The following is a 14,467-nucleotide window of genomic DNA, read 5'->3' as shown; positions in this document are numbered from 1 at the left end:
AGAAACCATCCGGCCGCTTATCCTTGCAATGAGGCAGGAGACTTTGCAGCATTAAAAAAACATTATTAACGCAAGCGCAGTATTTAAACCTTTCAGACGGCATTGGAAAAGGCCGGCTTGCCCACACTCTTTACCCAACAGATTTTGTTTTTCGCCGGATAACGATGGTTTGGCTTCGCAAACTTAATGCATGCCGAAGATAACCGTGCCTATCAGCATTCTCGATAACCCTCAAAAAACCAAAAACAGGGCTTCAGGAAAAAAGCAAAAAGTATAAACAACGCCGCAATTGTCTAACTCAGGCCGTCTGAAAACCATTTCAACCGGCCAGCTTTGTTTTCATCATCTCCCGAACTTGCTGCGGGTTGGCCTTACCTTTGCTGGCTTTCATCACCTGCCCCACCAATGCATTAAAGGCTTTTTCTTTGCCTGACCGGTATTCCTCAACCGATTTGGCATTGCCTGCCAACACCTCATCGATGATTTTTTCAATGGCACCGGTGTCGGTTATCTGCTTCAAGCCGTCGCGCTCAATGACGGCGTCTGCACTCAGATTGCTGCCCCACATCGCTTCAAACACCTGTTTGGCCAGCTTATTGCTGAGTGTTCCATCAGCAATTTTTGCCGTCAGGCCGGCCAGCCGCTCGGGTTGGATCGGGCTTTCTTCCAAACTCAAACCTTCTTTATTCAACGCAGCAGCCAATTCGCCGTTCATCCAGTTGGCTGCCAGTTTGCCCTGCCCGCCAAGTTGCGCCGTTTGCTCGAAAAACGCTGCCTGGGCACGGCTTGCCGTAAGCAGGCGGGCATCGTAGCTGCTGATGCCGTAATCTGCCTCAAACTGAGCCGCCATTTCTCTTGGCAGCTTGGGCATTTCTGCTTTCACTTTTTGAAACAGGCCGTCTGAAATAATCACCGGCAGCAGGTCGGGGTCGGGAAAATAGCGGTAATCGTGCGCATCTTCTTTCAAACGCATCACCCGGGTTTCGCCTTTATCGGGGTCGAACAACATGGTTGCCTGCTGCACTTTGCCGCCGTCTTCGATGATTTCGATCTGGCTTTCCACTTCATAATTAATCGCCTGCTCCAAAAAGCGGAACGAATTGAGGTTTTTAATTTCACGGCGGGTGCCGAACTCGGCCTGCCCTTTCGGGCGCACCGACACATTGGCATCAATGCGGAACGAACCCTCGGCCATATTGCCGTCACAAATATCCAGCCAGGTTACCAAACTGTGCAGCGCCTTAGCATAAGCCACCGCCTCGGCGGCAGATCGGATTTCCGGCTCGGACACCACCTCCAAAAGCGGCGTACCGGCACGGTTTAAATCGATGCCGGTTGCACCGTTCAAACCTTCGTGCACCGATTTGCCGGCATCTTCTTCCATATGTGCACGGGTAACATTGATGGTTTTCACCTCCCCGCCCACCACGATTTCCAGCTTGCCGTGCTCTACAATCGGCAGATCCAACTGGCTGATTTGATAGCCTTTGGGCAAATCGGGATAAAAATAATTTTTGCGGTCGAACACATTTTTGCGGTTGATTTGGGCATCCAGCGCCAAGCCCAGTTTGATGGCCTTTTCCACCACTTCACGGTTCATCACCGGCAGCACGCCCGGCAGTGCGCACTCCACCACACTCGCGTGCGCATTCGGCTCGGCGCCGAAAGCAGTCGGCGCACCGCTGAAAATTTTGGATTTGGTGTTTAATTGGACATGGATTTCCAGCCCGATTACGGTTTCCCAGGTCATAGGAGTCTTTCTCTAAAATTTAACCAATTGAATATTAAAATATATTTAATATATCTTATCTTAAGACGATTTAGATTTCCGATACTGCCCGCGGGCTGAAAACTCAATCACGCCCTGATCGCGCAAAATTTGCAACTGCTGGCGGATTTTATCTTTAATATATTTGTTTTTAGGAAACTGTAGAGCCAATTTTGCTTCAAGCGCATAAATCTGCTTCAAATTAAATGTTTCAGGCAATTGCTCCAAGCATTTAATAATAGCCAGCAACCAGCCTTTTCTGCTGCTTTGTTGCTGTCTTAAAAACAGGGTTGCTTGCCATTGGGCGCGTACTGTTTCAGGGGCAACAATCTGCTGTTGCTGAATCAAGAGGATCTTGCCGCTCTCGGGCACTTTGCTCAGGTCTATCGTGCAACCGATCCAACCCGCCCGCTTTGCTGTTGGCGGTAACGGTTTGCGACGGATAATCATATCAACCGTCATAAAATGTTTCGGCACCAGCATCAATTGCTGTACAGAATAATCCACTTTTCTATACGATAAGAAAAAGAAATTCGGGTTGTCATCGGCCTGAATGCGCTCAATCATGGTTTGATAAGCGCCATCGTTAATCATTTTGCCAGCGGTTTTCCCGTTTTTACTTTTTAATTCAAACTGTTCGTCACATCTGGCACACAAAAAATCCTGCACCGGGCAGTTATTGGCTGCCTTCTGAATCGGCTTGCAACCGCAATTCGGGCAATAAACTTGCGCTCCCATCCAGTTTTCCGTTAACACGCGGGTAATTTGTGATGCACTTTTATAGCCTTCGGCCAAGCGGGTATCGAAATATAAATTCATTTTTCAGACGGCCTTTAACCGCTTTCTTAGTAATGCGTGCCACGGATTTGGAACCTGCTTTTGCTGAGTTGGCTTACCGTATATGCCTGCCTGAAACCGTTTATTGCGGCAGCAGTTTCAGCAATTTGCCGTTGCCGCTGTCGGTTAACACATACACAAAGCCGTCCGGCGCTTGGAGCACGTCTCGTACACGCTCGCCGACTTCGATTTTTTCTTCGCTCAATACGCGGGTGTTATCGAGTTTCAAACGGGCGAGGTAGCCGAATTTGAGGGAACCGGCCAGCAGGTTGCCCTGCCAGTCGCTGCGGTAAGGATTTTTACCAACAAAGGCCAGCCCGGACGGAGCGATCGATGGATTCCAATAATACAGCGGTTGTTCCATACCGGCTTTGGCGGTGATACCCTCGCCGATTTTGCCGCCGCCGTAATCGGTGCCGTAGGTAACCACCGGCCAGCCGTAGTTTTTGCCGCCTTCAATCAGATTAATTTCGTCGCGCCCTGCGCGCCGTGTTCGCTGGCCCACAGACGACCGCGGGCATCGGCAGTCATACCTTGGATATTGCGGTGGCCATAGTTCCAGATTTCGGCGGCGTTTTGTTGGGCAAACGGATTATCCGACGGCGTGCCGCCGTTGCGGTTTAGACGCACAATTTTGCCAATATGATTGTCCAGCTTTTGCGCCTGTTCTTTTTGGCTGTAACGGTCGCCCAGCTCTAAATAAAATAAATATGCTGTAGCGTGAGCACGATACGGCAGCCGAAATGGGCGCTGCTGTCGATTTTCGGCCGCTTCGCTGAAGCAAAAATACAGGCGGCGGTTTTGGGCGAATTCTTTGTCTAACACCACATCCAGCAAACCGCCCTGCCCGCCAACGTCGATATTTGGGAAACCGGTAATCGGTGCGCCGACTTGCTCCTGTGCGCCGATGATACGCAGATTACCGCTGCGCTTGCTACCCAAAAAGCGACCGTCCGGCAAAAAGGCCAGTGCCCACGGATGGTTTAAACCCTGTGCCACGGTTTGCCTTGCCATTTGCGCTCTGCGGCTTGCGGATTGGCTTTCACCGCTTGCGTGGCAGAAGCGGCTTGGGCAACAGGAGCTTGGCTGGCGGCTTCATCATTTTGCCGCACCATATTTTGTTCGGCACAGGCGGTGCCGCTTAACAGCAGCAATGCGGGCAAATGGTGGCATTCGGCATCCTCTCTTATTTCTCAATATTTCAAACGGTTTAAATCACTTTCAAGTCAAAATCATTTTTTATTCAAATAGCTGACAAAAGTTTTGTCTAAGCAAAAACGCACAATCTTTGCCAATTTCGGCTTACTTCGCAAATAATCGGCGATAGGCGGCGAATAACGGTAATACATTTTAACGAATTGTTTACCTACCTGATTGGCAAGGAGTTTTTCATCTCGAAAATGGCGTAAAATCTTCTGGCGCATCATAATCACCATAAACTGCGGTAGCAATAAAGCAGTTACTAAATTGTTTATGTGTTGCTGCGCAATATGGACACAGACTTATATGGTGCGCCATTTTGTATGATCATTCTGGGAATCATTTTTTCTTATAATGAAATCATTTTTTTCTTACAATATTTACATGTTTCCCTTTCATCTTTACTTCTATTGTTAACATTATTTTTGGGGCTGTCCTAGATAACTAGAACAAATCCTGCTTTACTAATTGTTTTAAAATAGAAATTTGAAATTTTATCTCACTGTTGTTAAAACGCCATTCACACTCTTTCAAATACAGTTCAAAATGCTCTTTGGGAATGCCGTTAAACTTGCGTAAATGGCGTTTTGCTTGGTTCCAAAAGTTCTCAATTCCGTTAATGTGATTTTGTCGCTCAGCAAAATGTGTGCTGTGATTGATCCGAAAATGTGAAAATTCGCTCACATCAAGAACGTCATAACTTTTGTAACAATCGGTATAAACAATGCTATCAGGCTTCACTTGCTCGCGGATAATTGGCAATAAAGTCGCAGTTTGTGTATTGGGTACGGCAACGGTGTAAACCTTACCATTACGCTTCAAAAGCCCGAATACAGCCACTTTGCCAGCCGCACCGCGACCACGTTTGCCTTTGCGTTGTCCGCCAAAATAGCTTTCATCAACTTCTACTTCACCATCAAGCATTTCCAGATGCGGGCTGTTGTGATAGATAAGTAAGCGCAAACGGTGGAAGTAATAGGCAGCGGTATTTTTATTGACGCTAACTAATTGCGCCGCTGTGCGGGCGGTAACACCTGCAACAAATAGTTCAATCAGTTTGTTTTGCTTGTACTGACTTAAACGACTTTTTCTCATAGGGATTATTCTAACCTGAAGTTAAATTTCCCTAGTTATCTAGTACAGCCCCTTATTTTTTGCCAATAATTTTACTTCAACCGCTTTTAAGCCGCATTTATTTTGAGAAGGCTCGAATGCCACTTCATTACCATTATTTTCAGGCAAGTCTGCACCTTGAACATCTCTTACATTGTAGTAATACTCTTTGGAGTCGTAGTAATACTCTTTGGAGTCTTCACCAATAATCGAGCCAAACCCTTTATCTTATTAAACCATTTAACTTTTCCGTGCATAGTTTCTCCTTCAATAAAATAAAGTCATTTTTTTATTTAGGCATTCTGCTATGCCAACCGCTATTCAGCTGCATCTGATGCGCTGCCCCCAAAATTTTCGCTTCGGTGAAATAATTGCCGATTAACTGCACGCCCACGGGCAGGCCGTCTGAACCGAAACCGGCGGGCAGGGCCAGCGCGGGCAGGCCGGCGAGGTTGACGGCGATGGTGTAGATGTCGCTCAAATACATCTGCACGGGGTCGTTGATATCGCTGCCGAGTTTGGGCGCGGTGGTCGGTGCGGTGGGCGCGAGTATCACATCGCATTGCGTGAAGGCCGTCTGAAAATCGTTGGCGACCAAGCGGCGCAGTTTTTGCGCTTTCAGGTAATAGGCATCGTAATAACCGTGGCTCAACACATAAGTGCCGATCATGATGCGGCGCTTCACTTCGCTGCCGAAGCCTTCGGCGCGGGTGTGGCTGTACATTTCTTCCAAATCGCCGAATCGGGCGGCGCGGTGGCCGTAGCGCACGCCGTCATAGCGCGACAGATTGGTGCCGGCTTCGGCAGAAGCGAGCACATAATAGGCGGGAATCGATAATTCGGTTTGCGGCAGGGAAACCTCCACCATTTCGGCACCCATCGATTTGAGCAAATCGATGGCAGCCTGCAAGGCCGTCTGAACATCGGCACTGTTGCCTGCGCCCAAGTATTCTTTCGGCAAACCGACCCTCAAGCCTTTGAGCGGCCGGTTTAAGTCGCGGGTGTAGTCTTCTTTTTCGCGTTCCAAGCTGGTGGAATCGCGCGTATCGAAACTGGCCATGCTGTTTAATAAAATCGCGCAGTCTTCGGCGGTTTGCGCCATCGGGCCGGCCTGGTCGAAGCTGGAGGCATAGGCGACCATGCCGAAGCGGGAAACGATACCGTAGGTGGGCTTGATGCCGGTGATGCCGCAGTGTGAGGCGGGCTGGCGGATGGAGCCGCCGGTGTCGGAGCCGAGCGCGGCGGGTGTCAAACGGGCAGCGACCACGGCGGCGGAACCGCCGGACGAGCCGCCGGGCACGTTTTCAAGATTCCACGGGTTTCTGGCGGCACCGTAAAACGAAGTTTCGTTGGTGGAGCCCATGGCAAATTCGTCCATATTGGTGCGGCCGAGCGTAACCATGCCGGCATCGAGCAGGTTCTGCACCACGGTGGCGGTGTAGGGTGACACGAAATTATCGAGCATTCTGCTGGCACAGGCACTGTGCCAGCCGGTTTGGCAGAAAATATCTTTATAGGCAATCGGAACGCCGGTCAGCGCGGTGGCGTTGCCGGCGGCAATGCGCGCATCGGCGGCTTGGGCTTCAGCCAAAGTTTTTTCTTTATCTAAAGTGATGTAACCGTTGATAGCGGGGTTTGCGGCATCGATGGCAGCCAGATATTCTTGGGCAAGCTCGACTGCGGAAATTTTTTTGGCCTGCAGCAGTTGGCCGGCTTGTTTGAGGGTGTATGCGGTCATTTCGCGGTTTCCAACTTTTTCAGACGGCCTCAAGATTCAGGTGCAGCAGGCCGTCTGAAAAATTAAACGGTTTAATCTTCAATCACTTGAGGAACGATATACAAACGGTTGCGCACTTCGGGCGCAACAGCTTGGTACTGGGCGGCACGGTCGGTTTCGGTTACGGCATCTCCGCGCAGGCGAAGGGCGGCTTCATGCGGGTGTGCCATCGGTTCGATACCGTCAGTGTTTACGGTTTGCATTTTTTCCACTAATGAAAATATGTCATTCAATTCTTTCAGGTTTTGCGCTTTTTCCGCATCGGTAAGGCTCAGGCGGGAAAGACGGGCGATTTTCTCTACATCGCTCAGGGTGAGTGCCATAAAAAATCCTTAAAATTAATTCTGCAAATACCGAAACTGGGGTATTATTACGCGTTTATCCGGTTATTGCTCCGCTCAGCAGGCGATTATAACCGAAACCCAATCTTTCGGCATGGTGGTTTGCGGGCATTTTAATAACAAAAGGCCGTCTGAAAAAGCTGTGCCGCCATTATCTTTTTATTGTTTAACAAAATATATCCACATTAGGAAATGTCTATGTTTCGCTTTCTCACCCGCTATTTTTCCAATGATCTGGCTATTGATTTGGGCACGGCCAACACCTTGATTTATATCCGCAACAAAGGGGTTGTGTTGGACGAGCCTTCGGTGGTGGCCATGCAGAACGATGCCGCCCACGGCAAAAGCGCGATTTTGGCCGTAGGCACCGAAGCCAAGAAAATGTTGGGACGCACCCCGGGCAGTATCCAGGCAATCCGCCCGATGAAAGACGGTGTGATTGCCGATTTCAACGTTACCGAAAAAATGCTCAAGCAGTTTATCAAAAAGGTGAACAACAGCCGTTTTGCAGCCGCGCCCCGCATCGTGATTTGCGTGCCCTGCGGTTCGACCCAGGTGGAGCGCAAGGCTATCCGCGATTCGGCGCTGGCGGCAGGCGCATCCAGCGTAAACCTGATTGAAGAGCCGATGGCCGCGGCCATCGGCGCGGGGCTGCCGATTGAGGAGCCTACCGGCTGCATGGTGGTGGACATCGGCGGCGGCACCACCGAAGTGGGCGTGATTTCGCTTTCGGGCGTGGTGTATTCGCACTCTATCCGCGTGGGCGGCGATGCGTTTGACGAGAGCATCATCAATTATGTGCGCCGCAACTACGGCATGCTGATCGGCGAGGCCACCGCCGAAGAAATCAAAACCAAAATCGGCTCGGCCTTTCCAGGCATGGAAGTCAATGAAATCGAAGTGAAAGGCCGCAATCTGGCCGAGGGCATTCCCCGTGCCTTCACCATCAGCTCCAACGAGGTGTTGGAAGCCTTAACCGAGCCGCTCAACCAAATTGTCCAATCGGTAAAAAACGCTTTGGAGCAAACGCCGCCCGAACTGGGTGCCGATATTGCCGAACGCGGCTTAGTGCTGACCGGCGGCGGTGCGCTGCTCAAAGGTTTAGACCGTCTGCTGGCCGAAGAAACCGGCCTGCCGGTGATGATTGCCGAAGATCCGCTCACCTGCGTGGCGCGCGGCTCGGGCAAGGCTTTGGATATGATCGGCAAACTGAATTCGATTTTTGTGGTCAACCCTTAACAGCCAAACCACTGCAGCAGGCCGTCTGAAAGATTATGTCTGAACCGTCGTTGAATTTCGCCCAAAAAGGCATGAAGCCGCTGAGCAAGCTGATTGTGCTCTCCATTGCCGGTGTGGCGCTGATGCTGCTCGATAACCGCTATGCCGCCGTGCAACACGCCAAAGGCTATGCGGCTACCGCGCTTTATCCGCTGCAATGGCTGGCCAACCAACCGGTAAACCTTTACCGCTATGTGGCCGGGTTTATGCAGTCGCAGGCAAACCTCATGGCCGACAACAAACGCCTGAACGAAGAAAACGGCCGTCTGAAACTTTCAGATGCCCGCTTGTCTGTGCAAACCCGCGAGCTGGCCGAGCTGAAAAAGCTGTACGGCCTGCAACAAAGCGGTATCCGCATCAGCGGCGGTGCCGAAGTGATTTCAAACAGCAAAGATCCGCTGTCTGACAAGCTGATTATCAATAAAGGCGGGCGCAGCGGTTTGCAGGAAGGCGATGCCGTTATCGATCAAAACGGGCTTATCGGCCAGATTACTCAGGTGCAGCCTTTTTCTGCCGAGCTGACGCTGCTGACCAACAGTAAAACCATCGTGCCGGTGATGGTGGCGCGTACAGGCGTACGCAGCCTGCTCTACGGCAGCGGCGGTGCAGTCAGCCTGCGTTATTTTCCCGCCGATGCCGACTTGCGCCCCGGCGATGTTTTACTCACCTCCGGCCTTGACAGCGTTTACCCCGAAGGCATTCCCGTAGCCAAGGTAGAACAGGTTGCCCGCGCTGACGGCACGCCTTATTACCGGGTAGGCCTGAAGCCGCTTTCGGGGTTTAGAAGCAGCAAATATGTGTTGGTGCTGCCGCAACAGCAGCCTCCTGCCCTTTAATTCCAGCCATGACTGATTCCGAAGAATTTCACAGCCGCGTGCCAAAACGCATTACCGTATCCGGCTTCATGCTTGCCATGTTGTTGGATTTTATGCCGTTTCCGTTTGAAACGTTTTTCTGGCTACCCGAATTTACCGCATTGGTGCTGCTTTATTGGGCTTTATACAAACCCCAGTCGGTCGGTGTGGGCATTGCGTTTGCCGTGGGGCTGCTGGCCGATGTCGGCACCGCCGCGCCGCTTGGCCTGCACGCGCTGTCGTATATGGTGATGGTGTTTTTGGTGCAGCAGCGGCAACGGCAGATTATGGTGCACAGCTACGGCATACAGGCGGTGGCAGTGTTGTGCGCCCTGCTCTGCAATCAGGCGGTGATGGCTTTGATACGCTTGATGCACGACCACCGTTTCACCGATTGGCAGGGCTTTGCCGCGCCGTTTGTCGGTGCGCTGCTGTGGCCTCTGCTGAGCAAAGTGATGCTCGGCCTGCTTAACTCACGCCGTTTACGCTGATGGACAACAACCTCTACCAATATACAGGCCACGATCACGATGTGGCCAGCAGACAGCGCGATTTTATGTTGCGGCTGGTGTTGGCCTTTGCATTGATGGTGGTTTTGTTTGCCCTGCTTTTGGGCAGGTTTGTGTATCTGCAAGTATTCAAACACCACGAGTATGTGGCCCAAGCCAACACCAACCGTATTTCTTTGGTGCCCACCCCGCCGATACGCGGCGAAATCATCGATACCAACGGCGTGGTGCTGGCCAGCAACTATCCGGCCTATTCTTTAGAAATCGTGCCTGGAGAGATCAAGGGCAAAACAGAAGACACCATCGAAGCCCTGCGGGCGTATGTGGACATCACCCCGGGCGACTTGAAGCGTTTCAGAAAATTCCGCGCCGAATACCGTTCTTTTGAGAATATTCCGCTCAAACTCAAACTGCAACCCGATGAAGCTGCACGTCTTTCTGCCCAACTTTACCGTTTCAAGGGCGTGGAAATCAACGCACGCACATTCCGCAACTACCGCTACCCCGAGCTGACGGCCCATTTTCTCGGCTATATCGGCCGTATCAGCGACCGCGACCAAAAAAAACTTGAAGAAGAAAGCCTTGTTTCGCTCTACCGTGGCAGCACCCATATCGGCAAATCGGGGCTGGAGGGCTTTTACGAACGCCAGCTTCACGGCACGCCCGGCTATCAGGAAGTAGAAAAAGATGCTTACGGACATGTGGTGCGCGTTTTGAAAACCGTGCCGGCCAAAACCGGCCAAACGCTGCGGCTGGCAATGGATATCCGCCTTCAGCAAGAGGCCGACCGCCTGATGAACGGCCGCCGCGGCGCGATTATCGCCCTCAACCCGCAAACGGGCGGCGTGTTGGCTTTTGTGTCAAAACCCTCTTTCGACCCCAATCTGTTTATTGACGGCATCGACAGCGACACTTGGAAAGCCCTTAATGAAGACTGGCAGCGGCCGTTGATCAACCGTGTAACACAAGGCCTGTATCCGCCCGGCTCCACCTTCAAGCCGTTTATGGGCATGGCCTTGCTCGAAAGCGGCAAAATCACCCAAACCACGGTGGTGCCCGCCCCGGGCGCGTGGAGCATTCCGGGCTCGCGCCACCTGTTTCGCGACTCGGTACGCCGAGGCCACGGTTCGGCCAATTTGAGTAAAGCGGTTCAAGTATCCTCCGACACGTTTTTCTACCGCCTGGGCTATGAGTTGGGCATCGACAAAACCGCTCCCTATCTGGCCGAATTCGGCTTGGGTTCGCCCACCGGCATCGACTTGCCCAATGAATACAAAGGCATTCTGCCTTCGCGCGAATGGAAAGCCAAACGGTTTGCCAAATCGAAAGACCCTAAAACGCGCCAATGGCAGCCGTCTGAAATGGTTTCGGTGAGCATAGGCCAGGGCTATAATGCCTACACCCCCCTTCAGATGGCCCATGCCACCGCCTCTCTTGCCAATGACGGTGTAGTGTACCGCCCGCATTTGGTCAAAGAGCTGATCAATCACGAGCGGCGCGAAATCACACTCATCAGCCCCAAACCCGAGCGCAGCATTCCGTTCAAACAGAGCAATTTCGAATACGTTAAACAGGCGATGGCCAGAGTGCTGCAGCCGGGCGGCACCGCCCACCGTATCGGCCACGGCCTGCCCTACACCATGGGCGGCAAAACCGGCACCGCCCAAGTGGTGCAGATTAAACAGGGAGCGCGTTATAACGCCGCCGCGCTGGCCGAACAACACCGCGACCACGCTTGGTTTATTTCTTTCGCACCGGTTGAAAAACCGCAAATCGCCATTGCCGTGCTGCTGGAAAACGGCGGCTGGGGCGCCAGTGCCGCACCGCTGGCGCGCAGCCTGAGCGATTATTACCTGCTCGCCCTGAAAGCAGGCCGTGCGCCGGCCGGAGCCGTTCAAGCTGCCGGCACTTCCGCCCCCCAGCAGGAAAACACCTCACAAACCGTAACCGGTGCCCCCGCCTCTCCGCCGGCAGCATCGGTGTTCCAACAGGCTTACGCCACAGCCGGCAACGTTCAGACGGCCTCGGGAGCGACACCTTGAACATCAACGAAGACACGCTGTTCGACAGAATCAAACGCACCATATGGCAGCCTATGGATCCGTGGCTGTTTTATGCCATGCTGGCGGTTTACATTATGAGCCTGTTTCTGCTTTATTCTGCCGACGGGCAGGATATCGGCCAGCTTGAAAACAAAACCCTGCACACCGTGTTGGGCTTTGTTTTGCTGTGGTTTATCGCCAGAACCCACCCGCAGACCCTGGCGGTGTTTGCCCTGCCCGTATATACCGCAGGGGTGGTGTTGCTGTTGGGCGTGCATTTTTTCGGCATTACCGTTAATGGCGCACAACGCTGGCTCGATATCGGTGTGGTGCGCATTCAGCCGTCTGAAATCATGAAAATCGGCCTGCCCATGATGGTGGCGTGGTTTCTCCAGCGTTATGAAATGTCGCTGCGCTGGTATCACTATTTGGCCGCCATTGCGCTGGTGCTGGTGCCCGGCACGCTGATTCTGAAGCAGCCCGACCTCGGCACCGCTGCGTTGATTATGGCTTCGGGGCTGTTTGTGGTGTTTTTTGCCGGGTTGCCGTGGAAGGTGATTTTTGCCGCCGTTGCCGGCTTTGTGGCCGCGCTGCCGCTGATTTGGCACTACGGTATGCACGATTATCAAAAAACGCGCGTGCTCACCCTGCTCGACCCCACAAAAGACCCGCTCGGCGCGGGCTACCATATTTTGCAGTCGATGATTGCCATCGGCTCCGGCGGTGTTTGGGGCAAAGGCTGGCTCAACGGCACGCAAACCCATCTCGACTATATCCCCGAAGCCACCACCGATTTTATTTTCGCGGTTTACGGCGAAGAATTCGGCTTAATCGGCAACATATTGCTGCTGGTGATTTATCTGCTGATACTCGGGCGCGGCCTCTACATCGCCGCCAAAGCCCCCACACTCTACAGCCGCACGCTGGCAGGCGCACTCACCATGACGTTTTTCTGCTATGCTTTCGTCAATATGGGCATGGTCAGCGGCATACTGCCTGTGGTGGGCGTGCCGCTGCCGCTGGTGAGCTACGGCGGCACCGCCACGCTGTCGATCATGGTGGTGCTCGCCCTACTGATGGGCATCAGCAACCAGCGGCGGTAACCAGTCTGTCTGCCGAAGAATACCCGCCGAAGAATAAAGGATGATCAAACAATCAGATTATTTTCAGACGGCCTGTGCCTTCTCAAAGGCCGTCTGAAAATATATTGGATGCGGTGTTAAAGAAAGCAGGCAGCCGCCCGTGGAAACAGCCGCAGCGCAGGCCTGCATCCATGCTCAAGGTTACGTTTCTGCTCCGGCCTCTGCCGGGCGGCTTGTTTTTCATTATTTAAAATATGCAGAGCCACCGCCGCTTCGGGATTCGGTGCCGAAACCGATTCAGGCATCTACAAATAACCGCTTGCGTTCGCGCAGTCTGTTGCCGTGTATGCCGAATACGATGCTGACCGCTAGGCTGAGTATATTAATCAGGTTATCTAAAGATTCGTTACCGCCTGCCGCAACACCCAATACAAAAAACACAGCCAGCAGCCCCACGCCCAGAAGCCACATTTTTTTCACACAAGCCCAAACGGCACCAAAGAAAAAATGCAGGCCAAGACCAACCCTGCTTGACCGCTTCATAGCGGCCGGCAGAATGTGTAAAGATTTTACAAGTCTTCATAAAAAAAACCTTTAATTAAAAAATGAGCAGATATGCAGAAAAAACCACACCCACCACTAAAAAGCAACCAGCAGGCAGGCGGCAGGGTTATGCCACTCCAATAGAATATGGCTTTGTATAAAAACATTGAAACCACACAACGCAAGGAACCCTTATGATAGGCATGGAAATCGGCAAGCTGATTTTGGCATTTATGGTGCTGATCAACCCCTTCGGCGCGCTTTCGATTTATCTCGACCTCACCCGCAATCTGAGCAAGCGCGAGCGGCGCAGGGTTACCCAGATAGCCTCGCTCACCGTTTTTATCGGCATTGCCGCCTTCACCCTCACCGGCGGCATGATTTTGCGGCTCTTCGGCATCAGTGTCGGCGCGTTTCAGGTGGGCGGCGGCATCTTGGTGCTGCTGATTGCCATTTCGATGATGAACCAGGGCAGCAACCCCGCCAAGCCCGATGTCGGCACCGATGAAAGCAACGATATCACCATCCGCCCCAAACAGATGCAGAATATCGGCGCCATTGCCGTGGTGCCGCTGGCGATTCCCATGATGATAGGGCCCGGCGGCATTTCAACCGTGATTATTTACGCCTCGGCTGCCGAAAGCTATCGGGATATTTTGTCGATACTGGTCGCCGGCCTGATTATCAGCCTGATCTGCTACACCGTGTTGGCAGCGGCTTCCCGCGTAAGCAAAAAGCTGGGCGACACCGGCCTGACCATTCTCAACCGCATCATGGGCATGCTGCTGGCGGCGGTATCGGTGGAAATTATCGTGGCCGGCCTGAAAGCCCTATTTCCGCAACTGCTTGCCTGAATAAGGCACCACAATGTTGGTTAATTGGCTGCACAAGGCCGTCTGAAACTGCAATTTCTTGTTTTCAGACGGCCTTGTGTATTCAATATAATTAAAAACAGGCATAATGCAGCCTAAAGCAGCTAAATTTGCGCCGGCAATTTCTGCCGCAAAATAAAATGCAGCGGAAGAAATCGAACAAAACAAGGCAACCGGCCTTAACACTGCCAGCAATACAAAGTCGGAGCCATGCCGTATCCGCTTATATTTAATCTGCAATAGTGGATCAC

Annotated in this window: 14 protein-coding genes and 2 pseudogenes; 6 read left to right on the top strand and 10 right to left on the bottom strand. The window is 52.4% G+C overall.

Translation table 11 applies throughout. From position 1 onward, the window contains the following. Positions 1-319: 319 nt before the first annotated feature. From gatB to gatC, 8 genes and pseudogenes are all read right to left on the bottom strand, one after another. A complete protein-coding gene (gene gatB / locus H7A79_RS03495; RefSeq protein WP_135033768.1) occupies positions 320-1,750 on the bottom strand; it encodes an Asp-tRNA(Asn)/Glu-tRNA(Gln) amidotransferase subunit GatB in 1,431 nt (476 codons plus the stop codon). A gap of 60 nt (positions 1,751-1,810) precedes the next feature. Continuing rightward, the gene (locus H7A79_RS03490) at positions 1,811-2,587 is read right to left on the bottom strand and encodes a DpnI domain-containing protein (RefSeq protein WP_187001060.1); all 777 of its coding nucleotides are present in this window, start codon (positions 2,585-2,587) and stop codon (positions 1,811-1,813) included. A 100-nt stretch (positions 2,588-2,687) separates the two neighbouring features. Then, positions 2,688-3,619 (bottom strand): annotated as a pseudogene (locus tag H7A79_RS03485) (PQQ-dependent sugar dehydrogenase). After that, positions 3,589-3,768 carry a hypothetical protein gene (locus H7A79_RS03480; protein WP_187001059.1) on the bottom strand — a complete coding sequence of 60 codons (180 nt, stop codon included), beginning with the start codon at positions 3,766-3,768 and terminating at the stop codon, positions 3,589-3,591. Before H7A79_RS03480 ends, H7A79_RS03485 begins: the two are co-directional and overlap by 31 nt. Before the next feature lie 69 nt (positions 3,769-3,837). Then, a complete protein-coding gene (locus H7A79_RS03475; protein WP_353663640.1) occupies positions 3,838-4,029 on the bottom strand; it encodes a CFI-box-CTERM domain-containing protein in 192 nt (63 codons plus the stop codon). A gap of 220 nt (positions 4,030-4,249) precedes the next feature. After that, complete coding sequence (locus H7A79_RS03470; protein ID WP_186999880.1) at positions 4,250-4,900, bottom strand: IS1595 family transposase; 651 nt, start codon at positions 4,898-4,900, stop codon at positions 4,250-4,252. A gap of 307 nt (positions 4,901-5,207) precedes the next feature. Next, the gene (gene gatA / locus H7A79_RS03465) at positions 5,208-6,656 is read right to left on the bottom strand and encodes an Asp-tRNA(Asn)/Glu-tRNA(Gln) amidotransferase subunit GatA (RefSeq protein WP_187001058.1); all 1,449 of its coding nucleotides are present in this window, start codon (positions 6,654-6,656) and stop codon (positions 5,208-5,210) included. A gap of 71 nt (positions 6,657-6,727) precedes the next feature. Continuing rightward, positions 6,728-7,018, bottom strand: a complete 291-nt coding sequence (gatC, locus tag H7A79_RS03460; protein ID WP_135035115.1) for an Asp-tRNA(Asn)/Glu-tRNA(Gln) amidotransferase subunit GatC — start codon at positions 7,016-7,018, stop codon at positions 6,728-6,730. A 216-nt stretch (positions 7,019-7,234) separates the two neighbouring features. Here gatC and H7A79_RS03455 point away from each other — a divergent pair, with 216 nt between their 5' ends. From H7A79_RS03455 to rodA, 5 genes are read left to right on the top strand one after another with little or no spacing between them, the layout of a single operon-like run. Further along, on the top strand, positions 7,235-8,275 hold the full coding sequence (locus H7A79_RS03455) for a rod shape-determining protein (protein WP_135035118.1): 1,041 nt from the start codon (positions 7,235-7,237) through the stop codon (positions 8,273-8,275). A gap of 35 nt (positions 8,276-8,310) precedes the next feature. Beyond that, complete coding sequence (gene mreC, locus H7A79_RS03450; protein ID WP_187001057.1) at positions 8,311-9,150, top strand: rod shape-determining protein MreC; 840 nt, start codon at positions 8,311-8,313, stop codon at positions 9,148-9,150. 8 nt (positions 9,151-9,158) lie between these two features. After that, a complete protein-coding gene (mreD, locus tag H7A79_RS03445; protein WP_135035124.1) occupies positions 9,159-9,659 on the top strand; it encodes a rod shape-determining protein MreD in 501 nt (166 codons plus the stop codon). Next, entirely contained in the window at positions 9,659-11,719 is a 2,061-nt protein-coding gene (mrdA, locus tag H7A79_RS03440; protein ID WP_187001056.1) for a penicillin-binding protein 2, read from the top strand. The genes mreD and mrdA overlap by 1 nt, the downstream gene beginning before the upstream one ends. Positions 11,720-11,772: 53 nt before the next feature. Next, a complete protein-coding gene (gene rodA, locus H7A79_RS03435) occupies positions 11,773-12,822 on the top strand; it encodes a rod shape-determining protein RodA (RefSeq protein ID WP_187001612.1) in 1,050 nt (349 codons plus the stop codon). Positions 12,823-13,061: 239 nt separating this feature from the next. Here rodA and H7A79_RS03430 read toward each other — a convergent pair. Continuing rightward, a pseudogene (locus tag H7A79_RS03430) lies at positions 13,062-13,384 on the bottom strand (DUF2628 domain-containing protein); the annotation flags it as partial. Positions 13,385-13,538: 154 nt separating this feature from the next. Between H7A79_RS03430 and H7A79_RS03425 the strand changes: the two are divergent. Next, a complete protein-coding gene (locus tag H7A79_RS03425) occupies positions 13,539-14,198 on the top strand; it encodes a MarC family protein (protein ID WP_135035130.1) in 660 nt (219 codons plus the stop codon). Here H7A79_RS03425 and H7A79_RS03420 read toward each other — a convergent pair. Beyond that, positions 14,175-14,303: a hypothetical protein gene (locus H7A79_RS03420; RefSeq protein ID WP_281384970.1), complete on the bottom strand. Its 129-nt coding sequence runs from the start codon at positions 14,301-14,303 to the stop codon at positions 14,175-14,177. The genes H7A79_RS03425 and H7A79_RS03420 overlap by 24 nt on opposite strands. Between the last annotated feature and the right edge of the window lie 164 nt (positions 14,304-14,467).

The organism is Neisseria musculi (assembly GCF_014297595.2).
GTDB lineage: Bacteria > Pseudomonadota > Gammaproteobacteria > Burkholderiales > Neisseriaceae > Neisseria > Neisseria musculi.
This window is presented reverse-complemented; position numbering and strand designations above follow the sequence as displayed.